Raw genomic sequence first — 25,019 nt, 5'->3', positions numbered from 1 at the left:
AAGGTGCGGAACCAGACGGCCCGTACGCACGTTCCCCTGAGTGAGCGGCGGTCGCACCGCCGCCGGAGGAGGCGTGGAAGATGACCAACCGTGGAAAGATCGCCGTCGGCGGTGTGGCGGTGGGGCTGCTGCTGTGGGCGCTGACCGGCAGTTTCCTGATAGCGCTGGCGGTGGTCGTCGGCGTGCCGGCGGTCGCCTACCTGGCCCTCGACCCCTCGCAGCGGCGCAGGGTGCGGCGCGTGAGCCGCAAGGAGCTCGGACGCTGACCCGGGGCGCGGCCGGCGGCCCGCACGGCCGGCCCGGGCGGGCTCAGGCCACCGCGTCCGGCCGCACCGCCAGCTCGTCCAGGGCCTTGAGCAGACCCGGCAGCTCCGAGCCGCGGCCCACCGGGAGCACCTCGCCGGGCTCGTCGTCCAGCAGGACGAACGCGATGTCGTCGGTCCGGGCCACCAGGCTCCAGCCGGGCCCGTCCGCGCGCAGGGTCCGGGCCTCCTCGGTGGCGAAGGCGGAACGGATCCTGCCGGCCGGCGGCGGGGAGTGCACGTAGCCGCGGGCCTCCTCCAGCACGCGCCGCACCCTGCTGTCGGGGTTCTCGCCCGGCTCGACGAACGTCACGTCCGCGTCGACCCGGGCGCGCCAGTTCGCCCACTGCAGCGCGATCTCGTCCGCGCCCAGCCGTCGCTGTGCAGGGCCCCAGCGCGAGGTGTCCGGCGGGGACAGCGGGGCCAGGCCGCCGTCCAGCTCCGGATCGGGCTCGGGATCGTGGGGGGCGGGGACGCCGGGCGCGGCCACCGCCAGCGCCAGCGGCCAGCCGGGCAGCACGGCGGCGATCGTCCGCTCGTCCGGGGACAGGTCGTACTCCACGCCGCAGTCCCAGGCGGCGATCGCGCACGCCACGAGGGACACGTCCTCGGTGACGACCGTCCAGCGCGCGCCCTGCCCGTCCTGGCCGAGGACGAGGCCGTGGCCCTCCGCGTACGGCTCCAGCCCCAGGGCGGCGCACGCCTCGGGGTAGTCGTCACCGAGGACGCTCGGGAACTGCGCGGGGGTGAGCAGTGCCGCGGTCAGCACGTACAGCGCGTCGTCGCTCCCGCCGCGCGTGTCCTGTGCCTCTGCCACGCAGGCCTCCTCTCCGGACTCTCCGGACATCGTCCGCGCACCCTAGCCACGGGAGGGGCGCGGCGTCGAGAGACCGGGGACACACCGGGGCGCCTTTCGCGGCCCGTGCGCCCGCCGGTGCCCGTGTACGCGGCGCTCAGGCGCGTACGGCCAGCGCGAGGTACCGGTGGTCCTCGTCGGCACAGGAGGCCAGGCGCCAGCCCGCGGCCGCCAGCAGCGGGCGGAGGTTCGGCTCGGCCCGCAGGCCGTCGTACCCCGGCGGGCGCCCGTGCCGGGCCGCCGGAGCGGCGCGCCCGGCCGGATGGAACAGCGCGAGACGGCCTCCGGGCCGGACCACCCGGGCCAGCTCCCGCAGACCGGCGGCCGGGTCGGGCAGGTGCGGCACCAGGCCGGCGGTGAACACCGCGTCCAGCACTCCGTCGCGAAGCGGCAGCCGGGCGGCGTCGGCGACGGTCAGCAGTGCGCCGCGGTGCCGTCCCGCCAGGACGGCGACCTCCAGCATCGCCGGGGCGAGGTCGACGCCCAGCACGGTGCCCCGTCTGCCGACCGCCGCGCGCAGCGCGGGCAGCGCGCGGCCGGTGCCGCAGCCGGCGTCCAGCACCGTGTCGCCGGTGAACAGCCCCAGCTCGGCCACGGCGGCGTCATAGGCCGGGCCGTCGTCGGGGAAGCGGGCGTCCCAGTCGGCGGTCCCCTCGGTGGAGAATTCCAGCACGCGCGTCCCGTCGTACTCCGTCATACGGTCGTCATCGTCCACTGTCGGTGCTTTTCCCGGTGGCCGATCCCGGTACCCCTGCTTCCGGTTTCCTTCCGGTTCCGGCGGGTCACGGGCGGCCGAGATCGGTGGTTGCCCCGGGGCCCGTCGTGGGTAAGGCTGGCACCGCGTGACCATGAGAAGGGGGAATCGGGGATGGCGCTGAGCAGTGAGCTGGACTGGCTGCTGGACGATCTGACGCAGCGGATGCCTTCGGTGCGGCATGCGCTGGTGCTCTCGAACGACGGGCTGGTCACCGGAGCCGCCCAGAGCCTGGAGAGGAGCGAGGCGGAACACCTGGCCGCCGTCGCGTCCGGGCTGCACAGCCTGGCCAGGGGCACGGGAGAGCACTTCCACGTGGGCCGGGCGCGGCAGACGATGATCGAGTTCGACGAGGGAGTGCTGTTCGTGACGGCCGCCGGGGACGGCAGCTGTCTGTGCGTGCTCGCCGAGGCGGAGGCCGACATGGGCCAGATCGCCTACGAGACGACCCTGCTGGTGAACCGGGTCGGCGAGCACCTGGGCGTGGCCATGCGCAACGGGCGCTGAGCGGGACGGCCCGGGGACGGGCCGTCCCCGGGCCGTCCGAATCGCCCGAGCCGTCGCAGGCCGTTGCCGACACAGTCCCACCAGGGCTTTCTCCAGGTTTTCCACAGGCTCCCCGGAGCGGTTCGACAGCGGGCTACCTTCGTCGCACACGGTAGTCGTCGAGATGCGCAGGGGGATCACCATGCCGGTCGGACTGGTACGGGCGGAGACGGTCGGTACTCAGGAGGCGGAGGCGGCGGAGGCCGTGCCGCTGGGCGAGGCGCACCGGATGCTGGGAATCAGGCCGAGGGAGCTGGAACTGGCCGTGGAGCTGGGCGCGCTGGCGACGGTGGCGCCGCGTCGGGAGAACCACCGCCGGCGGGTACCGGTGGCCGAGCTGGCCCGGGTGCGCGCGGAGGAGGGATTTCCGGCCACTTTGCGTGAGCGGCTGCGTCTGGTCGGTGCGCGGGAGGGCGCCGGACTGCTGGGCGTCACTCCGCTGCGTTTCACGCGACTGGCCCGTGCCGGCTGCTTCGGCCCGGTGCGCTTCTCCCTCAACCGGTACCGGGCGGTGGTCTGGCTCTACCTCGCCAGCGAGCTGCGGGACGTGGCCGAGCACCAGCCGGCGCTGCTCGGCGGCCCGCTGCCCGAAGGGCTGCGGCGCATCCTGGCCGAGGGAGAGGACTGGCGTCCGCGCCACTGGCGCAACCGGCGGATCGCCCAGGCGGTCCGCCGGACGGACGATCCGTGGGCGGCGGCCGCCGCCCACGCCGCGGTGCTCACCCCGGACGTGCTGGAGGAGGCCGTGCCGGATCCGGCCGAGCGGGCCCGGCTGGAGGAACTGCGGCCGCAGCTGACCACCGCCCGGCCGGAGTCCCTCGCGGCCAGGAGGGTCGTGCGAGGTCTGCTCACCGCCGACGGCGAGGAGGAGATCCTCTGGCACCGGCTGGGCCTGACGCTGGCCCTGAGCACGGCGCGGTCGGCCCGCCCCTGTGCCGGCCGGTGCGGGAGCACCGGCCGGCACAGGGGCGGGGAGCCGGCGGAGGGGGTGGAAGGGGCTCAGTCCCGCTTCCTCCGGAAGAGCCCCTCCTGCATCACGGATACCAGCAGCCGCCCCCGCCGGTCGTAGATCTGTCCTCGCGCGAGCCCGCGGGCGCCGGTCGCGACGGGTGACTCCTGCTGGTAGAGGAACCACTCGTCGGCACGGAACGGCCGGTGGAACCACATCGCGTGGTCCAGGGAGGCCATGTCGAAACCGCGCGGCCCCCACAGGGGCTCGACGGGCAGACGTACCGCGTCCAGCAGCGTCATGTCGCTGGCGTAGGTGACGGCGCAGGTGTGGACGAGCGGGTCGTCGCCCAGCGGTCCCACCGCGCGCATCCACACCGCACTGCGCGGCTCCACACCCTCGAGATCACGCGCACTCCAGCGCAGCCGCTCCACGTACCGGATGTCGAACGGCTGGCGGCGCGCCATGCGCTCCAGGGGCTCGGGCATCGAACCCAGGTGCTCGCGGATCTCGTCGACCAGCTTCGGCAGCGATTCCGGATCGGGCACCCCGGGCATCGGCAGCTGATGCTCGAAACCCGGCTCACCACGATGGAAGGACGCGGTCAGATTGAAGATCGTCCGACCCTGCTGCACGGCCACCACACGCCGGGTGGTGAACGATCTCCCGTCCCGCACCCGCTCGACCTGGTACACGATCGGCACCCCGGGCACCCCGGGGCGCAGGAAGTACGCGTGCAGCGAGTGCACCGGACGCTCCCCGTCGGTGGTGCGTCCGGCCGCGACCAGCGCCTGCCCGGCGACCTGGCCGCCGAAGACGCGCTGCAGCGGCTCGTCGGGGCTGTGCCCGCGGAAGATGTTCTCCTCGATCCGCTCCAGGTCGAGCAGATCCACCAGACGCTCGGCCGGTCCGCCGGAATCGGCCGGCCTGCTCGCTCCGGTCACCGGTCCCGCCTCCTCGAGCGTTCCCCTGCCGCCGTCACAGCTGCCCCACGTCGATGACCTTGATCACCGCGCGGCCCTCCTCGTCGGAGGCCGTGAGGTCGACCTCGGCGGTGATTCCCCAGTCGTGGTCGCCCTCGGGGTCGGCGAACGTCTGCCGCACCCGCCACAGACCGTCCTCGGGACGCTCCTCGATCCGCAGCAGCTTCGGGCCGCGGGCGTCGGGACCGGTACCCAGCTCGTCGTACTCCTCCCAGTACGCGTCCATGGCCTCGGCCCAGGCGTCGGCGTCCCAGCCGGCCTCGGCGTCCAGTTCGCCCAGCTCCTCGACCTTGTCCAGGGCGGCCAGCTCCACCCGCCGGAACATCGCGTTGCGCACCAGCACGCGGAAGGCACGGGCGTTGGCGGTGACGGGCTTGACCTGGTCGGCGCGGTCCTGGGCCTCCTCGGCCGTCTCGTCCTCGGGGTTGGCCAGCTGCTCCCACTCGTCCAGCAGACTGGAGTCGACCTGGCGCACCATCTCGCCCAGCCACTCGACGATGTCCTGGAAGTCCTCGGACTTCCGGTCGTCCGGCACGGTGTGCTCCAGTGCCTTGTAGGCGCTGGCCAGGTAGCGCAGCACGATGCCCTCGGTACGGGCCAGTTCGTAGTGGGAGACGAACTCCCCGAAGGTCATGGCCCGTTCGTACATGTCGCGGATCACGGACTTGGGCGAGAGGGGGTGGTCGCCGACCCACGGATGGCTCTTGCGGTAGACGCCGTAGGCGTGGAAGAGGAGTTCCTCCAGAGGCTTGGGGTAGCCGATGTCGGCCAGCCGCTCCATGCGCTCCTCGTACTCGACGCCGTCCGCCTTCATCTGCGCGACGGCCTCGCCCCTGGCCTTGTTCTGCTGGGCGGCCAGGATCTGCCGCGGGTCGTCCAGCGTGGACTCCACCACGGAGACCATGTCCAGCGCGTACGAGGGGGACTCGGGGTCCAGCAGCTCGAACGCGGCGAGCGCGAAGGTCGACAGCGGCTGGTTGAGGGCGAAGTCCTGCTGGAGGTCCACGGTCAGCCGGATGCGGCGCCCCTCGGCATCCGGTACGTCCAGCTGCTCCACGACCCCGCCGTCCAGCAGGGAGCGGTAGATGGCGATCGCCCGCCGGATGTGACGCAGCTGGCTGCGCCGGTCCTCGTGGTTGTCCTCCAGCAGCTTGCGCATCGCGGCGAAGGCGTCACCGGGCCGGGCGATGACGGACAGCAGCATCGCGTGGGTCACCTTGAAGCGGGAGGTGAGGGGCTCCGGCTCGGAGGCGATCAGCTTCTCGAAGGTCTGCTCGCTCCAGTTGACGAAGCCCTCCGGGGCCTTCTTCCTCACCACCTTGCGGCGCTTCTTCGGGTCGTCGCCCGCCTTGGCGAGGGCCTTCTCGTTCTCGACGACGTGCTCGGGGGCCTGGGCCACGACCAGGCCCGCCGTGTCGAAGCCGGCCCGGCCGGCGCGGCCCGCGATCTGGTGGAACTCCCGTGCCCGCAGCACCCGCACCCGGTTGCCGTCGTACTTGGTCAGCGCGGTGAACAGCACCGTGCGGATGGGCACGTTGACGCCCACCCCGAGGGTGTCGGTGCCGCAGATCACCTTCAGCAGGCCCGCCTGGGCCAGCCTCTCCACCAGCCGCCGGTACTTCGGCAGCATCCCGGCGTGGTGCACCCCGATGCCGTGCCGGACGTAGCGCGAGAGGTTCCGCCCGAACGTGGTGGTGAAACGGAAGTTGCCGATCAGCTTGGCGATCTCGTCCTTCTCGGCGCGCGAGCACATGTTGATGCTCATCAGCGCCTGTGCGCGCTCCACCGCCTGGGCCTGGGTGAAGTGCACGATGTACACCGGCGCCTGGTGGGTTTCGAGCAGTTCGGTCAGCGTCTCGGTCAGACCGGTCGTGCGGTACTCGTAGCTCAGCGGCACCGGCCGGGTGGCGGAGCGCACCACGGCGGTCGGACGCCCGGTGCGCCGCGTCAGGTCCTTCTCGAACCGGCTCACGTCGCCGAGCGTCGCCGACATCAGGACGAACTGCGCCTGGGGCAGCTCCAGCAGCGGGATCTGCCAGGCCCAGCCGCGGTCCGGTTCGGCGTAGAAGTGGAACTCGTCCATCACGACCTGGCCGATGTCGGCGTCCGCGCCGTCGCGCAGCGCGATGGAGGCGAGCACCTCGGCGGTGCAGCAGATGACGGGTGCGTCGGCGTTGACCGAGGCGTCGCCGGTGAGCATGCCGACGTTCTCGGTGCCGAAGATCTTGCACAGGTCGAAGAACTTCTCCGACACCAGGGCCTTGATGGGGGCGGTGTAGAAGGTGACCTTGTCCTGGGCGAGCGCGGCGAAGTGGGCCCCGGCCGCGACCAGGCTCTTGCCGGACCCGGTCGGCGTGGACAGGATGACGTTCGCTCCGGAGACCACTTCGATCAGCGCCTCCTCCTGGGCGGGGTAGAGCGTGATGCCCCGCCCCTCGGCCCAGCCGGAGAAGGCCTCGTAGAGAGTGTCGGGGTCTGCGGTGCTCGGCATCTGATCGATAAGGGTCACGCCCTCCATACTGCCTGCCGCGGCGTCCCCGGTGGGAACCGGCCGACCGCACGAAGATCATCGGCACTACGCTGTGCCACCGGCACAACGGCGGAGCGAGCGCGATGGGGTGGGGACGCACATGATGGGACCGGCGCATTCACTGTCGGGAGCGGCGGCGTGGCTGGGGGTGGGAGCGGTGGCGGACGCCCTGGACCGGCCGATGCCGTGGCCGGTCCTGGTCGTCGGCGCCCTGATCTGCGCGGGCGCGGCCCTCGCGCCCGACCTGGACCACAAGTCGGCGACCATCTCCCGTGCCTTCGGTCCGCTCTCCAGATGGCTGTGCATGGTGATCGAGAAACTCTCGTGCGCGGTCTACAAGGCCACCCGCATGTCCGGCGACCCGCGCCGCGCCGGAGGCCACCGCACCCTCACCCACACCTGGCTGTGGGCGGTGGCGATGGGCGCCGGTTTCGCGGCCTTCGCGATGCTCGGCGGACGCTGGGCGGTGCTGGGCATCCTCTTCGTCCACATGGTGCTGGCCGTCGAGGGCCTGCTGTGGCGGGCGGCACGGGTCTCCAGCGACGTCCTGGTGTGGCTGCTGGGGGCCACCAGCGCCTGGATCCTGGCGGACATCCTGAACAAGCCCGGAAACGGGGCGGACTGGCTGTTCACGGCGCCCGGCCAGGAGTACCTGTGGCTGGGGCTGCCGATCGTGCTGGGCGCCCTGGTCCACGACCTCGGCGACGCCATCACCGTCTCCGGCTGCCCGGTCCTGTGGCCGATCCCCGTGGGAAGCAGACGCTGGTATCCGCTGGGCACGCCCAAGCCCATGCGGTTCAAGGCGGGCAGCTGGGTCGAGGTGCAGGTCCTGATGCCCGGCTTCATGCTGGCCGGCGGGCTGAGCGGACTGTGGGCCGTGGGTTTCCTCGGCTGAGCCCTCCTCGGCCGAGCCCTCGTCGGCCGAGCCGTCCCCGGCCGGGCGTCCCGTCCGGTTCGGCTCCGCCCCGGAGCACTCCGGGGCGGAGCCGAACCGGGGCCGGATCAGCCGTGCCAGGACCGCCACAGCGCGGCGTAGGCGCCGTCGGCGGCGACCAGCTCACCGTGGCTTCCCAGCTCGCTGATCCGGCCGTCCTCCACGACCGCGATCACATCCGCGTCGTGCGCGGTGTGCAGCCGGTGCGCGATCGCCACCACGGTGCGCCCCTCCAGCACCCGCGCCAGCGAGCGCTCCAGATGCCGGGCCGCGCGCGGGTCCAGCAGGGACGTCGCCTCGTCCAGGACCAGGGTGTGCGGGTCGGCCAGCACCAGCCGGGCCAGCGCGATCTGCTGGGCCTGGGCCGGGGTGATCGCCTCCCCGCCCGAGCCGACCTCGCTGTCCAGGCCGTCGGCCAGCTCCCGGGCCCAGCCGTCGGCGTCCACCGCGGCGAGGGCGGCCCACAGCTCGGCGTCACCGGCGTCCGCGTTCGCCAGCAGCAGGTTGTCGCGCAGCGAGCCGACGAAGACATGGTGCTCCTGGTTGACCAGCGCCACGTGCTCGCGTACCCGTTCCGCGGGCATCCGGGCCAGCTCGGCACCGCCGAGCGTGACCTCGCCCGCCCGCGGCGAGTAGATCCCCGCCAGCAGCCGGCCCAGCGTGGACTTGCCCGCCCCCGACGGCCCCACCAGCGCGACCCGCGTGCCGGGCGTGACGTCCAGCGACACCCCGTGCAGCACGTCGCCGCCCTCGCCGTAGCCGAACCGCACCTCCTCGGCCCGCACCTCGCGGCCGTCCGGGAGCAGTGCGCCGTCGCCGGACTCCGGCTCGATCTCCCGCACCCCGACCAGCCGGGCCAGGGACACCTGGGCGGTCTGGAGCTCGTCGTACCAGCGCAGGATCAGGCCGATCGGCTCCACCAGCATCTGCGCCAGCAGCGCGCCCGTCGTCAGCTCGCCGACCGAGATCCAGCCCCGCAGCACGAAGAACCCGCCCAGCATCAGCACCGAGCCGAGGATCAGCACATGGGTGCCGTTGACGACGGGGAAGAGGACGGTGCGCAGCCACAGCGTGTACCGCTCCCAGGCCGTCCACCGGCCGATGCGGTGCTCGGAGAGGGCGACCCGGCGCGGGCCCAGCCGGTGGGCCTCCACCGTCCGCCCGGCGTCCACGGTCTCGGCCAGGGCGGCGGCGACGGCCGCGTAGCCGGCCGCCTCGGAACGGTAGGCGCCGGGTGCCCGCCGGTAGTACCAGCGGCAGCCCACCAGCAGCACCGGCAGGGCGATCACGACGGACAGCGCCAGCGGCGGCGCGGTGGCCGTGAGCGCGCCCAGCAGCAGCGCCGCCCAGACGACGCCGATCGACAACTGGGGCACCGCCTCGCGCATGGCGCCCGCCAACCGGTCGATGTCGGTGGTGATCCTGGACAGCAGGTCCCCCGTACCGGCCCGCTCCAGCACCCCCGGCGGCAACCGCACCGAGCGGACCAGGAAGTCCTCGCGGAGATCCGCCAGCATCCGCTCGCCCAGCACGGCCCCGCGCAGCCGCACCTGCTGGACGAAGACCGTCTGGACGGCCAGGGCGACGGCGAACAGGACGACGGTGCGCTCCAGGTGCGGATCACGGGCCCCCGCCGCGAGGTCCTCCACCACACGCCCCAGCAGATAGGGGCCGACCATGGAGGCCAGCACCGCGACGGCGTTCACCGACACCAGTACGGCGAACGGCCCGCGGTGGCGCCGGACCAGCTCGCCGACGTAGGCGCGCACGGTCCCCGGCGCACCGACCGGCAGGGTCGCGGCCGACTCGGACGCGGCGGGATCGTGGGCGGGCGGTGCGACGCCGATCATGCGTTCTCCTCCATCTGCTCGTGCCGCCGCGGCTCCCGGACCCCGGCCGTACCGGCCGTGACCCCGCCGGTGCCTGCGGTGCCGTTGTCATCGCCGCCGGCCTCGCGGGCGACCACCGCGCGGTATCCGGGCTCGTCCGCCAGCAGCTCCCGGTGCGTGCCGACGGCGGTCACCTCGCCGCCGGAGACGAACACCACCCGGTCGGCCCGGTCCAGCAGCAGAGGGCTGGAGGAGAACACCACCGTGGTGCGGCCGGCGCGCAGTCGGCGCAGGGCGTCGGCGACACGTGCCTCGGTGTGCGAGTCGACGGCGCTGGTCGGTTCGTCCAGCACCAGCACCTGCGGGTCGGCGACCAGCGACCGGGCCAGCGCCAGCCGCTGGCGCTGGCCGCCCGACAGCGATCTGCCGCGCTCGGTGATCCGGGCCCGCATCGGGTCGCCGCCCGGGGCGCCCCCGGCGCGTGCCAGTGCGGCGAGCACATCGCCGCACTGGGCCGCCTCCAGCGCCCGTCCGGGTGCGACCGCGCCCGACGACGGTACGTCGAGCAGTTCCCCCAGGGTGCCCGACAGCAGCACCGGGTCCTTGTCCTGGACCAGCACGGCGGTACGGGCCGCCTCCAGCGGCACGTCGTCCAGGGCGACCCCGCCCAGCAGCACCGACGGCCCGTCCGTTCCGGGGCCGGTGCCGTGCCCGCCCAGCCGTTCGGCGAGCCGCCCGGCCGCGTCGGGGTCGCCGCACACCACCGCCGTCAGATCCCCGGCCGGCGCGAGCAGTCCGCTCACCGGGTCGTACAGGTCGCCGTGCGGCAGCCGCGCACCACCGCCCGCCCGCGCTGCGCCCGCCCGCGTCAGGCGGCGCAGAGCCAGGACCCGGGCGGCCCGCTCGGCCGAGGGCCGGGAGAAGGAGTAGGCCATGGCGATCTCCTGGAAGAGCCGCAACGGGAAGAGCAGGAAGGTCACCGCGCCGTACACCGTCACCAGCTCTCCCACGGCGATCCTGCCGTCCAGGGCCAGTCGCGTGCCCAGCCAGACCACCGCGATCAGCAGCAGACCCGGCAGCACCACCTGCACGGCATCGATCAGCGACCACATCCGCGCGGTCCGCACCGCCGCCCGCCGCACCTCCTGCGAGGCCCTGCGGTACCGGTCGAGGAACAGCTCCTCGCCCCCGATGCCGCGCAGCACCCGCAGCCCGGCCACGGTGTCGGCGGCCAGCTCGGTGGCCCGCCCCGCCTTCGCGCGCTGCGCGTCCGCCCGGCGGGTCGCCGGCGGCAGCAGGGGCAGTACGGCCGACACCAGCACCAGCACGCCCAGTGTCACCACGGCACCCAGCAGCGGCTCGTACACCACCAGTGCCGTACACACCCCGGCCGTGGTCAGCGAAGCGGCGCCGAAGCGGGAGACGGCCTCGACGAACCAGCCGATCTTCTCGATGTCCCCCGTGGAGACGGCCACCACCTCGCCGGCCGCCACCCGCCGGGTCAGGGCGGCCCCCAGCTCGGCGGTCCGCCGGGCCAGCAGCTGCTGCACCCGCGCCGCGGCGGTGATCCAGTTGGTGACGGCCGCGCGGTGCAGCATGGTGTCGCCGACGGTGACGGCCAGGCCCAGCACCGCCGTCAGGGCGCCCGCGGCGACCAGCCGGTCCCCGGAGCGCTCGGCGGCCGCCTGTACGGCCATGCCCACGGCCAGGGGGAAGGAGGCCACCGCCGCCATGTGGAGCGTCCCCCAGGCCAGCGCCTTCAGCTGGCCGCCCAGCTGTGAGCGCCACAGCCAGAGCATGAGGCGGAACCCGGACCGTACGTCGGGGTCGCCGGGATCGGGATATGGAAGATCGCGAATGCGCATGACGCCCCGGAAACGGTCTCGATGGCGGAGAAGCGGAAACGACCGTGCAAGCCTTCCGTCATATCCGGCGGGAGGGCAAAGGGTTTTCCGCCCGGAGGATGGGACGATGTACGGCATGGGCAGGCCCGGTACACGGTTCGGACCCGGCGCCCGGCGCAGGGTGTCGGCGATCTGCGCCGCCGCGACGGCGCTCCTGCTGCTCGCGGGCTGCGGAGGCGGGGGTCCTGCCGGGACCGATCCCCCCTCCCGGCCCCGGCAGGAGGCGTCGCAGCCGCCCTCCCCGTCCGGAGCCGGGGCCCGCCGCATCCCCGGCGTCGGTGAGCGCCTCCTCGCCGAGATCCCCGAATCGGCCCGGCAGGTCGTCGCCGTCCACGGCGCGGGCAGGGACTCCGAGGACGCCACGGTCGCCCTCTACATCCGGCGCGGCGAGACCTGGACGCGCGAGCGCCGCTGGCCCGCCCACAACGGCAAGCGGGGCTGGACGCCGGACCACCGCGAGAACGACAAGCGCAGCCCGGTCGGCGTCTTCACCCTCTCCGACTCCGGCGGCGTCCTCCCCGACCCCGGGACGAAGCTGCCGTACACCCGCTCCGCCGCCTTCGCCGCGCCGCGCCACTGGCCCGAGAGATACCGGCACGACTTCGACTACGTCATCGCCATCGACTACAACCGCGTCAGGGGCGTCCCGCCCAACGACCCGACCCGTCCCCTGGGCCGGGAGAAGGGCGGCGGCATCTGGCTGCACATGGACCACGGCAGCGGGACCTCCGGCTGTGTCAGCCTCTCCAGGGCCGCGATGGAGTACCTGCTGCGCACCCTGGATCCGGCACAGCACCCGGTCATCGTGATGGGCGACAGGCAGAGCCTCGCCTCCTGACCGGCGGCCCGCCGCTCGCCGGCCGGTGGCCTTCCGGCCACCGCCCGGGCGCGGCGCGCCCGGGCCCGGCCGCGCCGGGAGGGCGACCGGCGGGCGGGCGATCGTAGGCTGGTGAGCCGGGGCCGGCCCCGCCTGCCCCCGCCGGCCCGCCGAGCGTCGGCCGCCGACCGCCGACCGCCGAAGGAGCGCATTGCACCGCGACGAACCCGACTGGACCCCACCGCAGAGGCGGAAGGACGAGCCGCAGCCGCCCGCCCAGATCCGCCGCGTCCTGCGCCTCTTCCGCCCCTACCGAGGGCGGCTGGCCGTGGTGGGACTGCTGGTCGGAGCCTCCTCGCTGGTGTCGGTCGCCTCGCCGTTCCTGCTGCGCGAGATCCTCGACGTGGCCATCCCCGAGCAGCGCACCGGCCTGCTCTCCCTCCTCGCCCTCGGCATGATCGCCACGGCGGTGCTGACCAGCGTCTTCAACGTCCTCCAGACGCTGATCAGCACCACCGTCGGCCAGCACGTCATGCACGACCTGCGCACCGGGGTCTACGACAAGCTCCAGCGGATGCCCCTGGCGTTCTTCACCCGCACCCGCACCGGCGAGGTCCAGTCCCGCATCGCCAACGACATCGGCGGGATGCAGGCCACGGTCACCTCCACCGCGACCTCCCTGGTCTCCAACCTCACCAGCGTGGTGGCGACGATCGTGGCCATGCTGGTGCTGGACTGGCGGCTGACGCTGGTCTCCCTGCTGCTGATGCCGCTGTTCGTCTGGATAAGCCGCCGGGTGGGGCGGGAACGCAAGAAGATCGCCACCCGGCGGCAGAAGCAGATGGCGGCGATGTCGGCGATGGTGACCGAGTCGCTGTCGGTCAGCGGCATCCTGCTGGGCCGCACCATGGGCCGCGCCGACTCCCTCACCCGCTCCTTCTCCGAGGAGTCGGAGCGGCTGGCGGATCTGGAGATCCGCTCCAACATGGCCGGACGCTGGCGCATGTCGGTCATCGGCATCATCATGGCGGCCATCCCGGCGCTGCTGTACTGGGCGGCCGGTCTGCTCCTCCACCTCGGCGGCCCGGCCTTCTCCATCGGCACCCTGGTCGCCTTCGTCACCCTCCAGCAGGGCCTGCTGCGCCCGACCGTCTCACTGCTGAGCACAGGCGTGCAGGTGCAGACCTCGCTCGCCCTCTTCCAGCGCATCTTCGAGTACCTGGACCTGCCGGTGGACATCACCGAGCCCGCCCGGCCCGTGAGGCTGGAGCGGGCGCGCGGCGAGGTCCGCTTCGAGAACGTCAGCTTCTCCTACGACCCGGGCTCGGCCACCCCCACGCTCAGCGGCATCGACCTGACCGTCCCGGCGGGCAGCAGCCTCGCCGTCGTCGGCGCCACCGGCTCCGGCAAGAGCACGCTGAGCTACCTGGTGCCCAGGCTGTACGACGTCACCGGCGGCCGGGTCACCATCGACGGGATCGACGTACGGGAACTGGACTTCGACACCCTGGCCCGGACGGTCGGCGTGGTGTCCCAGGAGACGTACCTCTTCCACGCCTCCGTCGCGGACAACCTCCGCTTCGCCCGCCCCGGCGCCACCGACGCCGAGATCGAGGCAGCGGCCCGCGCCGCCCAGATCCACGACCACATCGCCTCGCTGCCCGAGGGCTACGACACCCTCGTCGGCGAGCGCGGGTACCGCTTCTCCGGAGGGGAGAAGCAGCGCCTGGCGCTCGCCCGCACCATCCTGCGCGACCCGCCCGTCCTCATCCTCGACGAGGCCACCAGCGCCCTGGACACCCGCACCGAGCAGGCGGTCCAGCGGGCCGTCGACGCACTGGCCACGGGCCGCACCACGCTGACCATCGCCCACCGCCTGTCGACCATCCGCGACGCCGACCAGATCGTCGTCCTGGAAGGCGGCCGGATCGCCGAGCGCGGCACCCACGACGAACTCGTCGCGCGCGACGGGCGCTACGCGGCCCTGCTGCGGCGCGACGCGGTCCTTCCCGAGTCGTCCGGCCCCGAGCAGGCCGGCCCCGAGCCGGCGGGACCGGCGGGCCCGGCCGGCTCGGGACCGGGAGCTGTCGAGACCGCCCCCGCCTGAGCCGCCGCCAGCGCAGCACCGGCAAGTACTCCTCCACCGTCTCCCCGCGCGCCGCCGACGACCTCACCGCCGAGAGCACCGTCCGGCTCACGGTCCCGGGGTCGCCGAGGGACCGCTCCCAGCGGGCGTCGAAGGCGGCGCGGTCCGAGGGGCCGGCGACGGTGAAGGCCGCCATCCGGTCGGCCTCCGGGTCGAGCGGAGGCGGAAGAGGGAGGACAGGCCGCCGGGCACGGTCCCGCGCGGTTCCACGGCCGGAGCGGTCACGACAGCCTCCCCTCGGCGTGCAGTTCGTCGAAGACCAGCTGGTCCACCGGCGGCACCAGGTCGCGGTCGGCGTAGGTCAGCCGGCGGATCTCCTCGATCTCGCCGGCGGCGGCGAGCGTGCCGCGGTAGTCGCCGGTGTAGCAGGCCATCCGCACCACCACCTCCGGGGTGTCCGCGTCCACCGGAGCCTCGTACGTGCCCATGTGGACGGCCGTGCCCGGCACGATCGCCACGGTCAGCTCCTCCTCGACCTCCCGCAGCAGGGTCTGCTCGTCGCTCTCCCCGGCGTGGCGCTTGCCGCCCGGGATGTAGAAGAGGTCCTTGCCGCGGGTACGGGCGCCCAGGACAGTGCCGTCGCGCAGATGCACCCACGCCACCGTGTCGATGAGCCTGCGCGCGGGGCCGGGCGCGCCGGGTATGGAGTCGGCCGCGCCCGTCACAGCGTGGTCCCCCCGCCCGAGAGATGCAGTCCCGAGGCGCGCGGGGAGAACACGCCGAACTCGTTGCCCTCCGGATCGGCCAGGACGTCCCATCCGCTGTCCTCGGTCTGCCGCCGCACCATGGTGGCGCCCAGCGCGAGGAGTTCGCCGGTGTCGCCCCACACGTCGAAGCGCACCCGGTTCCGGCCGGCCTTGGGGCCGGGTACCGGGTTGAACCAGATCACCGGACCGGCGTCCTGCGGATGGTGGATGGCCACCGCCCACTCCGGCGGCGGGGGAGGATGGCCCAGCGGCCTGCGGCGTTCGTACCCCAGCGCGGCGCACCACCAGTCGGCGAGCGCCTGGTGGTCGGTGGCGTCCACGACCAGGTCCTTGATGCGTGCTGGCATACCGACGAGCGTAGTCCGCGGCGGTGCCGGGCCGGGGGACCATGGAGCCATGAGCGCTGAACGGATCCTCGTCTTCACCCGGACCACCGGCTACCGGCACGACTCCATCCCGCACGGGATCGGGGCCTTCCGCGACCTCGGCGGCGGCCTGGGCCTGACCGTCGAGGCCACCGAGGACCCCGGTGTCCTCGCGGCCGCCCTGGACGGCTGCCGCGCCGTGGTCTTCCTCTCCACCAGCGGCGAGGTGCTGACCCCCGCGAGCCGCGAGGCACTGCGGGAGTACGCCGCCGCGGGCGGGGCCTTCGTCGGCGTGCACGCCGCGGCCACCACCGAGTACGACTGGCCCTGGTACGGCGAACTGCTCGGAGCCCGCTTCGAGCGGCACCCCGAACTCCAGCCGGGGGTGGCGGTCGTGGAGGACCGCGACCACCCCGCGACCGCGCACCTGGACGCCGCCTGGCCGTTCACCGACGAGTGGTACGACTTCCGGGCCAGTCCGCGCGGCCGGGTCCGGGTGCTGCTCTGCGCCGACGAGTCCACCTACGAGGGCGGCGGGATGGGGGAGGACCATCCGCTGGCGTGGTGCCACGAGAACACCGGGGGCCGCTCCTTCTACACCGCGCTGGGCCACAGTCCCGAGGCCTACGCCGACCCCGCCTTCCGGCGCCATCTGCTCGGCGGCCTGGCATGGGCGGCCGAACTCCCCCTGCCCTGACGCCGTCCCGCCCCGGTGCCGGGCGGTGCCGCCCCCGCGAACGGGGCGGCACCGGGCAGTATGGGCCCATGGTCACGATCCGGCTGGTCCAGGGCGACATCACCGAGCAGACCGTCGACGCGGTGGTCAACGCCGCCAACTCCTCCCTGCTGGGCGGCGGAGGCGTCGACGGGGCGATCCACCGGAGAGGGGGCCCGGAGATCCTCGCGGAGTGCCGGGCCCTGCGCGCCTCCCGCTACGGCAGGGGTCTGCCGACCGGCCGGGCGGTGGCCACCACGGCCGGCCGGCTGCCCGCGCGCTGGGTGATCCACACGGTGGGACCGGTGTTCACCCCGGACGAGGACCGCTCGGAACTGCTCGCCTCCTGCCACCGGGAGTCCCTCCGGGTGGCCGACGAACTCGGGGCGCGGACGGTCGCTTTCCCGGCCGTCTCGACGGGCATCTACGGCTGGCCGCTGGAGGACGCCGCGCGCATCGCGGTGGAGACGGTCCGGGCGGCGCGGACGGCGGTCGAGGAGGTCCGGTTCGTCCTCTTCGACGAGCGGGCCCACCGGGCGTTCGCCGGGCAGCTCCGCTGAACGGCCGGTCCGGTGCCCCGGCACCGGACCGGCCGCCTCCCGTCCCGCGGGGGGCTCAGGTGTAGAGCAGGTACGGGCGCCGCGCCCGCTCGAAGGCGCGCACCTCCGCCTGCCAGGCCGCCGTGATCTCCTCCACCTCCTTGCCCGCGTCGATCATCTCCCGCAGCCTGGGGGAGCCGGAGAGCTTGTCGATCCAGAACGGGCGCCTGGTGTCCCAGGAGTCCTGGCGCCAGGCGAAGTCCTCGTGGCGGCGTGCCTCCACCAGCATCGCCACCGCGGTGGGGATCGGCTCGTAGCGGCGCGGATCGGTGATGTGGATCTGTACGCCCGCGCAGGTGGTGCCGGTGTGCTTGCCGAACGTCGGCACGAAGTAGCCCTCGCGGAACCGGACCCCCGGCAGCTTCCGGGCGTTCAGCCGGTCGCTGTAGCGGTGGTCCAGGTACGGCGCGCCGACGAACTCGAACGGGCGGGTGGTGCCGCGCCCCTCCGAGAGGTTGGTGCCCTCGAAGTAGCCGGTCCCGGCGTAGACCACGGCGGTGTCCGCGGTCGGCATGTTCGGGGAGGGCGGCACCCAGGGCAGGCCGCTGCCGTGCGCGGTGGAGTACGGGTCCCAGCCGCGCACCGGCACGACCTCCAGCTCCGCCACCTTCCCGCCCCCGCCCTCCTTCGGCAGCAGTTCGCCGTTGAAGTAGCGGGCCAGCTCGCCCACCGTCATCCCGTGCTGCTGGATGATCACTTCGGCGCCGACGCCCGAGGTGAACTCCTCGGTCATCAGCGGGCCGTCGGCCCGCCGCCCGATCGGGTTCGGGCGGTCCAGCACCACGAAGCGGGCGCCGGTGGAGCGTGCGGCGACCATCGCGCTGTACATGGTCCAGATGTAGGTGTAGAAGCGGACGCCGACGTCCTGGATGTCGAAGACGATCGTGTCCGCCCCGGCCTTGGTGAACAGCTCGGCCATCTTCGCCGCGCCCGCGCCGTACGCGTCGTACACCGTCAGACCGGTGCGCGGGTCGGTGAACTCCGGCTCGGAGGAGCCCGCCTGCGCACTGCCCCGGAAACCGTGCTCGGGGCCGAAGACCCCGACGATCTCCAGTTCGCTGCGCGCGGCCATGGAGTCCACGATGTGCCCGGTGTCGCGCAGCACGCCGGTCGGGTTGCTGATCACACCGACCTTGCGGCCGCGCAGCATGGACCAGCCGCGGGCGGCCGCGACGTCGGCGCCGGGGACGACGCCTCGGCCGCCGGAGCGGCTGCCGGGCGCGGCGGAGGCGGTGGCGGTGGGCAGGAGCGGGGCGGCCAGCGCGGCTGCCGCGCCGCCGGCGAGGAGTGATCGGCGGGAAGGCATGCGGGGAAGCTAGCCGCGGGCGCGCTGAGCGACAAGGGGCCACGCACGGTGACAGAGGTACAGAGCAATGGCGGCGCCCCGACGGAGCAGCCCCGGTTGCGCCCGCCCGGCGGCCCGCTCCCGGATCCGCGCACCGGCCGGTGCCGGCCCGTGCCCCGGCTCACTCCTCGACGAGGACCACCTCCAGGGCGCGCGGGCCGTGGACGCCCTCCACCCGGTCCAGCTCGATGTCGCTGGTGGCCGACGGGCCGGAGATCCAGGTCAGCGGGCGGGCCGGGTCGAGCCGTTCCAGCGCCTCGGGCACCGACGCCACCACCTGCTCCGGGACGCGCACCACGCAGATGTGGTGGTCGGGGATCAGGGTGATGCGGCGGCGCCCCTGACCGGGGCCGCCGTCCAGCACGATCGTGCCGGTCTCCGCGATCGCCACCGCGCACCCGGTCACCACGCTGTCCACCGAGTCCAGTTCGCGGGCGGTGGCGGCGGCGCGGTCGTGGACGCGGACGGGACCGGCGGCCTTCAGCCAGTGAGGCGGAAGACCGGGCGGCACCAGCACCGTGGCGCTGCCGCGCGCCGCCAGCAGACGGCACAGCAGCGGGGCCAGGCCCTCGTCGCCGGTGCGGTGCACCACGGCGCGGTAGTCCGCCAGGTTCTCCGCCAGCAGCCCGGCGAGCGCCCCGCCCGCCCCGGCCCCGGACGGGAGGTGGGCGCGCGCGTACTCGCGGGGCACGGGGACGTCGTCCGGCGCCTCGGAGCGCGGCACGTCCCGCAGGGCGCGGCGGATCCGGCCCAGCACCACATCACGGTCGCTCATCGGTCGCCTCCCCGTTCCTCCAGGGCTTCCCGTTCCCCCCCGGGCTTCCCGTCCGCCGCCGTCTTCCCCCGTTCGCGCCGCCACCAGTCGCGGAAGGACTCGGGGGGCACCTCGGGCAGCTCGCGGCTCGCCGTCCAGGCCCGGCCGGGCCCCGGCAGACGGCGCGGGTGCAGCCGCCTGGTGCGGGAGGCCAGCCGCTGGCCGGCCCGCAGCGCCGCCGGGTGCTCGAAGACCCAGCGGGCCGCCCGCATCGCCGCGCGCTCGGCGGCGTGCCCGCGGGCGGGACGGACGGTCGTGCGCCGTCCGCGCACCGTCGCCTCGCCGCCCTCCACGACGCGCTCGCGCAGATGGACCAGGACCTGGGGGATGTCGATGGCCACCGGGCAGACCTCGTAGCAGGCCCCGCACAGCGAGGACGCGTACGGCAGCGAGGCGTCCAGCCCGCTCGCCGTGCCGCGCAGCTGGGGGGTGAGGATCGCGCCGATCGGGCCCGGGTAGGCCGAGCCGTAGGCGTGTCCGCCCGCCCGCTCGTAGACCGGGCAGACGTTCAGGCAGGCCGAGCAGCGGATGCAGCGCAGCGCCTGGCGGCCCACGGTGTCGGCCAGCGCGTCGGTGCGGCCGTTGTCCAGCAGCACCAGGTGGAAGTCGCGGGGGCCGTCGGCGCCTTCGGCGTCCGCGGCACCCGTCCACATCGAGGTGTAGGGGTTCATCCGCTCGGCGGTGGAGGAGCGGGGCAGGAGCTGGAGGAAGACCTCCAGATCGCGCCAGGTGGGCACCACCTTCTCGATGCCGACCACCGAGATCAGCGTCTCGGGCAGGGTCAGGCACATCCGCCCGTTGCCCTCGGACTCGACCACCACCAGCGTGCCGGTCTCGGCCACCATGAAGTTGGCGCCCGAGATCCCGACCTTGGCGCGCAGGAACTTCTCCCGCAGGTGCAGCCGGGCGGCCTCGGCCAGCTCGGCCGGCTCGTCGCTCAGACCGTCCGGTGCCGGGCGTCCCCAACCGCCCATCTCCGAGCGGAAGATGTCACGGATCTCGCCGCGGTTGCGGTGGATGGCGGGGACGAGGATGTGCGAGGGCAGGTCGTCGCCGAGCTGGACGATCAGCTCGGCCAGGTCGGTCTCGTAGGCGCGGATCCCGGCCGCCTCCAGGGCCGCGTTCAGGCCGATCTCCTGGGTGGCCATCGACTTGACCTTGACCACCTCGCTCTCGCCGGTGGCGCGGACCAGCTCCGTGACGATCCGGTTGGCCTCGGCGGCGTCGGCCGCCCAGTGGACGGTGCCGCCCGCGGTCGTCACGGCCTCCTCCAACCGCTCCAGATAGTGGTCGAGGTGGCGCAGGGTGCGGTCCTTGACCGCCGCGCCGGCGGCCCGCAGCTGCGCCCAGTCGGGCAGTTCGGCGACGGCCTGCGCGCGCTTGGCGCGGATGGTGCCGGTGGCGTGGCGCAGGTTGCCGCGCAGCCGTGTGTCGCGGACGGCCGCGGCGGCGGCCTCGGGGAAGGCGGGCATGCCCAGGAACGTCCCACCGCTCATCGCGCCGTATCCTCCGTGTCGTTCGCCGCCGTGCCTTCCGCCGCCGTGCCGGCGTCGGTCGAGGCCAGGATCTCGGCGAGGTGGACGGGCCGGACGGCGGAACCGCGCCGGGCCAGGATGCCGCCGATGTGCATCAGACAGGAGTTGTCCACCGCGCACACCGCCTGAGCGCCCGTGCTCTCGATGCCGCGCGCCTTGTCCGAGCCCATCGCCGCCGACACCGCCGCGTTCTTCACCGCGAACGTCCCGCCGAAACCGCAGCACTCCTGTGCGCCGGGCAGCTCAACCAGCTCCAGGCCGCGCACGTTCTCCAGCAGCCGCCGGGGCCGGTCGCCCAGCCCCAGCGTCCGCAGGCCGTGGCAGGTGGGGTGGTAGGTCACGGTGTGCGGGTAGTACGCGCCCACGTCCGTCACCCCCAGCACGTCCACCAGGAACTCGCTCAGCTCGTACGTCCTGGAGGCCACCCCGGCCACCTCGGCCGCCGTCCCCGCCGCCCCGCCGCCGAAGGCCCGGGCGGCGATCCGCGGATGGTTCTCGCGCACCATCGCCGCGCACGAGCCGGACGGGGTGACGACGTGGTCGTAGCCGCGGAAGACCTCGGCGAAGCGGCGCACCAACGGCTCGGTCTCGCGCCGGTAGCCGGTGTTGAACTGGGGCTGCCCGCAGCAGCTCTGGGCGAGGGGGAAGTCCACCTCCACCCCCAGCCGCTCCAGCACCGCGAGAGCGGCCCGCCCGGTGCCCGGGTAGAGCGTGTCGGTCACACACGTCACGAACAGCGCTACCCGCATACCGCGGCCTCCGCCCGACGCCAGGCTGCCTGGTCACCCATGGGCTCATGGTGCCGCAGCGGCCGGGTGGCGCGCAGCAGGGAGCGCAGCGCCGCCAGGTCGCCGCGCACGGCGCCGGCCGCGCGCGCCTGCACCAGCACGTTGCCGAAGGCCGCCGCCTCGGCCGGGCCCGCCACCACCGGCAGCCCGCAGGCGTCGGCCGTCAGCCGGCACAGCAGCTCGTTGCGCGCCCCGCCGCCGACGATGTGCACCACCTCCACCTCCCGCCCCGACAGCCGCTGTGCGTCGGCGACCGCCCGGCGGTGGGCCAGGGCCAGGGAGTCCAGAACGCAGCGGACGGTCTCGGCCGGATCGCGGGGGACCGGCTGACCGGTGCGCCGGCACGCCTCGGCGATCCGCGCGGGCATCCGGCCCGGAGCCAGGAAGGCCGGATCGCCGGCGTCCACCACCGAGCGCAGCGCGGGCGCCTTCGCCGCCTCGCGCAGCAGCGCCTCCAGCTCCGGCGAGAGCCCCTCGGCCTCCCAGGAGCGCAGACACTCCTGGAGGAGCCACAGGCCCATGATGTTGCGCAGGTAGCGGACCGTGCCGTCCACGCCCAGCTCGTTGGTGAAGTTCGCGGCGCGCGACCCCTCGGTGAGCACCGGCGCCTCCAGCTCCACGCCGGCCAGCGACCAGGTGCCCGTGGCGATGTACGCGAACGCCCGCCCGCTCTCCGCCGGAACCCCCGCCACGGCCGAGGCCGTGTCGTGCGAGCCGACGGCCGTCACCGGCACCGGCCCGTCCAGCCCGCACTCCTCCAGCACCTCGCCCAGCAGCTCGCCCGCCGGATCCCCCGGCCGCCGCAGCGGCGGGAACAGCGACAGGTCGACGCCGAACGCCTCGGCCACCGGCCGCGCCCAGTCGCCGGTGCGCGGGTCGACCAGCTGGGTGGTGGAGGCGTTGGTCAGCTCGGTGCCCGCCTCGCCCGTCAGCCAGTACGAGATCAGATCCGGGATCAGCAGCAGACGCCGGGCGGCCTCCAGCGCGGGCGTACCGCGGGCCGCCACCAGTTGGTGGAGGGTGTTGAACGGCTGGTACTGCAGGCCCGTGGCGGCGTACAGCTCCTCGGGCGGCAGCACGGCCGCGGCCCGCTCGGCGGCCCCCGCCGTACGGCCGTCGCGGTAGTGCACCGGATTGCCCAGCAGCGCGCCCGAGGCGTCCAGCAGCCCGTGGTCCACGGCCCAGGAGTCGACGCCGACCGAGGCCAGACGCCCCCGCGGCGCGGCCCGGCCCGCCTCCCGCAGCCCGTCCAGCACCCCCCGGTACAGGCCGAGGACGTCCCAGTACAGGGTGCCGCCGGCGCGGACGGGACGGTTGGGGAAGCGGTGCGCCTCGCGCAGTTCCAGAACGCCCGGCCCGGCCGTGCCCACCATGACGCGCCCGCTGGAGGCGCCCAGGTCGACGGCGGCGAAGGACAGGGGGGTGCGTGGCGGTGGGGCAGGGGACACGGCGGGACCTCGCGGGGGAACGGGATTGGACCTGCCCGGCTACCGCGGTGGCACGACAGGGTTCGCACGGTGGCCGGGCAGGGGATCTGGGAGGGACGTCAGCGCAGGAAGGCGGCGGCCACGCCCGCGTCGACGGGGATGTGCAGCCCGGTGGTGTGGCTCAGCTCGCCGCCGGTCAGCGCGAACACCGCGTTCGCCACGTGCTCGGGCAGCACCTCGCGCTTGAGGAGGGTGCGCTGGGCGTAGAACTCGCCGAGCTTCTCCTCCGGCACCCCGTACACCGCCGCGCGCCGGGCGCCCCAGCCGCCGGCGAAGATGCCGGAGCCGCGCACCACCCCGTCGGGGTTGACGCCGTTGACGCGGATGCCCAGCTCGCCCAGTTCGGCGGCCAGCAGCCGCACCTGGTGGGCCTGGTCGGCCTTGGAGGCGCCGTAGGCGATGTTGTTGGGGCCGGCGAAGACGCCGTTCTTGGAGGCGATGTAGACGATGTCGCCGCCCATGCCCTGGGCGGCCATCACCCGGGCGGCCTCGCGGGAGACCAGGAAGGAGCCGCGGGCCATGACGGCGTGCTGGAGGTCCCAGTCCCCGGCGGTGGTCTCCAGCAGGGGCTTGGAGATGGACAGGCCCGCGTTGTTGACCACCAGGTCCACGCCGCCGAAGGCCAGGACGGCCGTCCCGAACGCCTCGGCGATCTGCTCCTCGCTGGTGACGTCCACCGTCACCGCCACCGCCTTGTCGGGGCCGCCCAGCTCCTCGGCGACGGCGCGGGCGTTCTCCGCGTTCAGGTCGGCGACCACCACGCACGCGCCCTCGGCGGCCAGCCGGTGCGCGATGGCCCGCCCGATGCCGGACCCGGCGCCGGTGACCAGTGCGATCCGGGTGGCCAGGGCCTTCGGCCTCGGCATCCGCCGCAGCTTGGCCTCCTCCAGCTCCCAGTACTCGATGCGGAACTTCTCGCTCTCCTCGATGGGGGAGTAGGAGGAGACGGCCTCGGCCCCGCGCATCACGTTGATCGCGTTGACGTAGAACTCGCCCGCCACCCGCGCGGTCTGCTTGTCCTTGCCGAAGGAGAACATCCCCACACCCGGCACCAGGACGATCGCCGGGTCCGCTCCGCGCATCGCGGGGGAGTCCGGGGCCGCGTGCCGCTCGTAGTACGCCCGGTACTCCGCGCGGTACTCGGCGTGCAGCTCCTTCAGCCGGGCGACGGCGTCCTCCAGCGGCGCGGTCGCCGGCAGGTCCAGGACCAGGGGGCGGACCTTGGTGCGCAGGAAGTGGTCCGGGCAGGAGGTGCCCAGGGCCGCCAGGCGCGGGTGCTCCGCGCGGGAGAGGAAGTCCAGCACGGCGCCGGTGTCGGTGAAGTGCCCGACCTGCGGCCGGTCGGCCGAGGCGACGGCGCGCACGTACGGCGCCAGCGCGGCGGCGCGCGCCCGGCGTTCGTCCTCCTCCAGCGGTTCGTAGCCCTCCAGGACCGGGCCGAACGGCTCGGGCCGGCCGCGCTCGGCGAGGAACGCCTCGGCGGTGCGGATGATGTGCAGCGAGTTGCGCTCGCACTCTTCCGAGGTGTCGCCCCACGCGGTGATGCCGTGCCCGCCCAGGACGCAGCCGATCGCCCGCGGGTTGGCCTCCTTGACGGCGGCGATGTCCAGCCCGAGCTGGAAGCCGGGCCGCCGCCAGGGGACCCAGACGACGGTGTCGCCGAAGCACTCGGCCGTCAGCCTCTCACCGTCGGCGGCGCAGGCGAGCGCGATGCCGGAGTCGGGGTGGAGGTGGTCGACGTGGGCGGCGTCCACCAGACCGTGCATCGCGGTGTCGATGGAGGGGGCCGCGCCGCCCCGGCCGTGCAGGCAGTGGTCGAACGCGGCGACCATCTCGTCCTCGCGCTCCACCCCCGGGTACACGTCCTTCAGCGCGCGCAGCCGGTCCAGGCGCAGGACCGCCAGCCCGTCCGCGGTCAGTGTGCCCAGGTCCCCGCCGGAGCCCTTGACCCACAGCAGTTCGGTCTCGCCACCGGTCACGGGGTCGGTGCCGGTGCCCTTGGCGGAGGTGTTGCCGCCCGCGTAGTTGGTGTTGCGCGGATCGGAGCCCAGCCGGTGCGAGCGCGTCAGCAGCGCCTCGACCGTCTCCCGGTCCGTCGTGCGGTCGCCGTCCAT

22 protein-coding genes are annotated in these 25,019 nt (G+C 74.1%); 8 read left to right on the top strand and 14 right to left on the bottom strand.

All coding sequences use genetic code 11. From position 1 onward, the window contains the following. Window positions 1-80: 80 nt before the first annotated feature. Window positions 81-266, top strand: coding sequence for a hypothetical protein (locus QPK52_RS02995; RefSeq protein ID WP_093663170.1), 186 nt, complete (start codon window positions 81-83; stop codon window positions 264-266). Window positions 267-309: 43 nt separating this feature from the next. Here the strand turns inward: QPK52_RS02995 and QPK52_RS02990 are convergent, their stop codons facing one another. Together QPK52_RS02990 and QPK52_RS02985 are read right to left on the bottom strand one after the other, a co-directional pair. Further along, on the bottom strand, window positions 310-1,149 hold the full coding sequence (locus tag QPK52_RS02990) for a hypothetical protein (RefSeq protein WP_410535402.1): 840 nt from the start codon (window positions 1,147-1,149) through the stop codon (window positions 310-312). A gap of 106 nt (window positions 1,150-1,255) precedes the next feature. Then, window positions 1,256-1,855 carry a class I SAM-dependent methyltransferase gene (locus QPK52_RS02985; protein ID WP_410535400.1) on the bottom strand — a complete coding sequence of 200 codons (600 nt, stop codon included), beginning with the start codon at window positions 1,853-1,855 and terminating at the stop codon, window positions 1,256-1,258. 171 nt (window positions 1,856-2,026) lie between these two features. Between QPK52_RS02985 and QPK52_RS02980 the strand changes: the two genes are divergently transcribed. Next, complete coding sequence (locus tag QPK52_RS02980; protein WP_093663172.1) at window positions 2,027-2,419, top strand: roadblock/LC7 domain-containing protein; 393 nt, start codon at window positions 2,027-2,029, stop codon at window positions 2,417-2,419. A gap of 181 nt (window positions 2,420-2,600) precedes the next feature. After that, the gene (locus QPK52_RS02975; protein WP_410535399.1) at window positions 2,601-3,527 is read left to right on the top strand and encodes a DUF6397 family protein; all 927 of its coding nucleotides are present in this window, start codon (window positions 2,601-2,603) and stop codon (window positions 3,525-3,527) included. Here the strand turns inward: QPK52_RS02975 and QPK52_RS02970 are convergent. After that, complete coding sequence (locus QPK52_RS02970; RefSeq protein ID WP_410535398.1) at window positions 3,458-4,351, bottom strand: acyl-CoA thioesterase; 894 nt, start codon at window positions 4,349-4,351, stop codon at window positions 3,458-3,460. The two genes, QPK52_RS02975 and QPK52_RS02970, sit on opposite strands and share 70 nt — an antisense overlap. 34 nt (window positions 4,352-4,385) lie before the next feature. Then, window positions 4,386-6,899: a DUF3516 domain-containing protein gene (locus QPK52_RS02965; RefSeq protein ID WP_410535397.1), complete on the bottom strand. Its 2,514-nt coding sequence runs from the start codon at window positions 6,897-6,899 to the stop codon at window positions 4,386-4,388. Window positions 6,900-7,020: 121 nt separating this feature from the next. Here QPK52_RS02965 and QPK52_RS02960 point away from each other — a divergent pair, with 121 nt between their 5' ends. Beyond that, window positions 7,021-7,815 (top strand): metal-dependent hydrolase, encoded by a 795-nt coding sequence (locus tag QPK52_RS02960; RefSeq protein WP_410535395.1) that lies wholly within the window; start codon window positions 7,021-7,023, stop codon window positions 7,813-7,815. A 107-nt stretch (window positions 7,816-7,922) separates the two neighbouring features. Here QPK52_RS02960 and QPK52_RS02955 read toward each other — a convergent pair whose 3' ends face one another. Continuing rightward, window positions 7,923-9,704 (bottom strand): ABC transporter ATP-binding protein, encoded by a 1,782-nt coding sequence (locus QPK52_RS02955; protein WP_410535394.1) that lies wholly within the window; start codon window positions 9,702-9,704, stop codon window positions 7,923-7,925. After that, a complete protein-coding gene (locus QPK52_RS02950) occupies window positions 9,701-11,548 on the bottom strand; it encodes an ABC transporter transmembrane domain-containing protein (RefSeq protein ID WP_410535392.1) in 1,848 nt (615 codons plus the stop codon). Before QPK52_RS02950 ends, QPK52_RS02955 begins: the two co-directional genes overlap by 4 nt. A 115-nt stretch (window positions 11,549-11,663) precedes the next feature. Here QPK52_RS02950 and QPK52_RS02945 point away from each other — a divergent pair, with 115 nt between their 5' ends. Together QPK52_RS02945 and QPK52_RS02940 are read left to right on the top strand one after the other, a co-directional pair. After that, window positions 11,664-12,425, top strand: a complete 762-nt coding sequence (locus QPK52_RS02945) for a L,D-transpeptidase family protein (protein WP_410535391.1) — start codon at window positions 11,664-11,666, stop codon at window positions 12,423-12,425. 190 nt (window positions 12,426-12,615) lie between these two features. Then, complete coding sequence (locus QPK52_RS02940) at window positions 12,616-14,511, top strand: ABC transporter ATP-binding protein (protein WP_410535389.1); 1,896 nt, start codon at window positions 12,616-12,618, stop codon at window positions 14,509-14,511. Between the two features lie 260 nt (window positions 14,512-14,771). Here QPK52_RS02940 and QPK52_RS02935 read toward each other — a convergent pair whose 3' ends face one another. Together QPK52_RS02935 and QPK52_RS02930 are read right to left on the bottom strand one after the other, a co-directional pair. Beyond that, window positions 14,772-15,215: an NUDIX hydrolase gene (locus QPK52_RS02935; protein WP_410535387.1), complete on the bottom strand. Its 444-nt coding sequence runs from the start codon at window positions 15,213-15,215 to the stop codon at window positions 14,772-14,774. Then, the gene (locus QPK52_RS02930) at window positions 15,212-15,604 is read right to left on the bottom strand and encodes a VOC family protein (protein ID WP_410535385.1); all 393 of its coding nucleotides are present in this window, start codon (window positions 15,602-15,604) and stop codon (window positions 15,212-15,214) included. Before QPK52_RS02930 ends, QPK52_RS02935 begins: the two co-directional genes overlap by 4 nt. A 49-nt stretch (window positions 15,605-15,653) precedes the next feature. Between QPK52_RS02930 and QPK52_RS02925 the strand changes: the two genes are divergently transcribed. Both QPK52_RS02925 and QPK52_RS02920 read left to right on the top strand, forming a co-directional pair. Then, window positions 15,654-16,319, top strand: coding sequence for a ThuA domain-containing protein (locus QPK52_RS02925; RefSeq protein ID WP_410535384.1), 666 nt, complete (start codon window positions 15,654-15,656; stop codon window positions 16,317-16,319). A 68-nt stretch (window positions 16,320-16,387) separates the two neighbouring features. Continuing rightward, entirely contained in the window at window positions 16,388-16,897 is a 510-nt protein-coding gene (locus QPK52_RS02920; RefSeq protein WP_410535383.1) for an O-acetyl-ADP-ribose deacetylase, read from the top strand. A 55-nt stretch (window positions 16,898-16,952) separates the two neighbouring features. Here the strand turns inward: QPK52_RS02920 and QPK52_RS02915 are convergent, their stop codons facing one another. The 6 genes from QPK52_RS02915 to QPK52_RS02890 form a co-directional block, all read right to left on the bottom strand. Continuing rightward, window positions 16,953-18,242, bottom strand: a complete 1,290-nt coding sequence (locus tag QPK52_RS02915; protein WP_410535382.1) for an exo-beta-N-acetylmuramidase NamZ domain-containing protein — start codon at window positions 18,240-18,242, stop codon at window positions 16,953-16,955. Window positions 18,243-18,402: 160 nt separating this feature from the next. Beyond that, window positions 18,403-19,056 carry a LutC/YkgG family protein gene (locus QPK52_RS02910; RefSeq protein WP_410535381.1) on the bottom strand — a complete coding sequence of 218 codons (654 nt, stop codon included), beginning with the start codon at window positions 19,054-19,056 and terminating at the stop codon, window positions 18,403-18,405. After that, window positions 19,053-20,591, bottom strand: a complete 1,539-nt coding sequence (locus tag QPK52_RS02905) for a lactate utilization protein B (protein ID WP_410535380.1) — start codon at window positions 20,589-20,591, stop codon at window positions 19,053-19,055. The genes QPK52_RS02910 and QPK52_RS02905 overlap by 4 nt, the downstream gene beginning before the upstream one ends. After that, on the bottom strand, window positions 20,588-21,379 hold the full coding sequence (locus QPK52_RS02900; protein ID WP_410535379.1) for a (Fe-S)-binding protein: 792 nt from the start codon (window positions 21,377-21,379) through the stop codon (window positions 20,588-20,590). Before QPK52_RS02900 ends, QPK52_RS02905 begins: the two co-directional genes overlap by 4 nt. Next, window positions 21,370-22,866, bottom strand: a complete 1,497-nt coding sequence (locus QPK52_RS02895) for a rhamnulokinase (protein ID WP_410535378.1) — start codon at window positions 22,864-22,866, stop codon at window positions 21,370-21,372. Before QPK52_RS02895 ends, QPK52_RS02900 begins: the two co-directional genes overlap by 10 nt. A 98-nt stretch (window positions 22,867-22,964) precedes the next feature. Then, window positions 22,965-25,019 (bottom strand): bifunctional aldolase/short-chain dehydrogenase, encoded by a 2,055-nt coding sequence (locus tag QPK52_RS02890; RefSeq protein WP_410540172.1) that lies wholly within the window; start codon window positions 25,017-25,019, stop codon window positions 22,965-22,967.

Source organism: Streptomyces sp. KL2, from assembly GCF_046529545.1.
Taxonomy (GTDB): Bacteria; Actinomycetota; Actinomycetes; order Streptomycetales; family Streptomycetaceae; genus Streptomyces; species Streptomyces radiopugnans.
The sequence above is the reverse complement of the archived record's forward strand: the minus strand, read 5'-3'. Positions and strand labels throughout refer to the sequence as shown.

Excerpts from the sequence above, each read along its gene's own strand:
- QPK52_RS02995 (WP_093663170.1), top strand. The coding sequence starts at position 81 with ATGACCAACCGTGGAAAGATCGCCGTCGGCGGTGTGGCGGTGGGGCTG.
- QPK52_RS02990 (WP_410535402.1), bottom strand. The coding sequence starts at position 1,149 with ATGTCCGGAGAGTCCGGAGAGGAGGCCTGCGTGGCAGAGGCACAGGAC.
- QPK52_RS02985 (WP_410535400.1), bottom strand. The coding sequence starts at position 1,855 with ATGACGGAGTACGACGGGACGCGCGTGCTGGAATTCTCCACCGAGGGG.
- QPK52_RS02980 (WP_093663172.1), top strand. The coding sequence starts at position 2,027 with ATGGCGCTGAGCAGTGAGCTGGACTGGCTGCTGGACGATCTGACGCAG.
- QPK52_RS02975 (WP_410535399.1), top strand. The coding sequence starts at position 2,601 with ATGCCGGTCGGACTGGTACGGGCGGAGACGGTCGGTACTCAGGAGGCG.
- QPK52_RS02960 (WP_410535395.1), top strand. The coding sequence starts at position 7,021 with ATGATGGGACCGGCGCATTCACTGTCGGGAGCGGCGGCGTGGCTGGGG.
- QPK52_RS02955 (WP_410535394.1), bottom strand. The coding sequence starts at position 9,704 with ATGATCGGCGTCGCACCGCCCGCCCACGATCCCGCCGCGTCCGAGTCG.
- QPK52_RS02950 (WP_410535392.1), bottom strand. The coding sequence starts at position 11,548 with ATGCGCATTCGCGATCTTCCATATCCCGATCCCGGCGACCCCGACGTA.
- QPK52_RS02945 (WP_410535391.1), top strand. The coding sequence starts at position 11,664 with ATGGGCAGGCCCGGTACACGGTTCGGACCCGGCGCCCGGCGCAGGGTG.
- QPK52_RS02930 (WP_410535385.1), bottom strand. The coding sequence starts at position 15,604 with ATGCCAGCACGCATCAAGGACCTGGTCGTGGACGCCACCGACCACCAG.
- QPK52_RS02925 (WP_410535384.1), top strand. The coding sequence starts at position 15,654 with ATGAGCGCTGAACGGATCCTCGTCTTCACCCGGACCACCGGCTACCGG.
- QPK52_RS02920 (WP_410535383.1), top strand. The coding sequence starts at position 16,388 with ATGGTCACGATCCGGCTGGTCCAGGGCGACATCACCGAGCAGACCGTC.
- QPK52_RS02915 (WP_410535382.1), bottom strand. The coding sequence starts at position 18,242 with ATGCCTTCCCGCCGATCACTCCTCGCCGGCGGCGCGGCAGCCGCGCTG.
- QPK52_RS02910 (WP_410535381.1), bottom strand. The coding sequence starts at position 19,056 with ATGAGCGACCGTGATGTGGTGCTGGGCCGGATCCGCCGCGCCCTGCGG.
- QPK52_RS02905 (WP_410535380.1), bottom strand. The coding sequence starts at position 20,591 with ATGAGCGGTGGGACGTTCCTGGGCATGCCCGCCTTCCCCGAGGCCGCC.
- QPK52_RS02900 (WP_410535379.1), bottom strand. The coding sequence starts at position 21,379 with ATGCGGGTAGCGCTGTTCGTGACGTGTGTGACCGACACGCTCTACCCG.
- QPK52_RS02890 (WP_410540172.1), bottom strand. The coding sequence starts at position 25,019 with ATGGACGGCGACCGCACGACGGACCGGGAGACGGTCGAGGCGCTGCTG.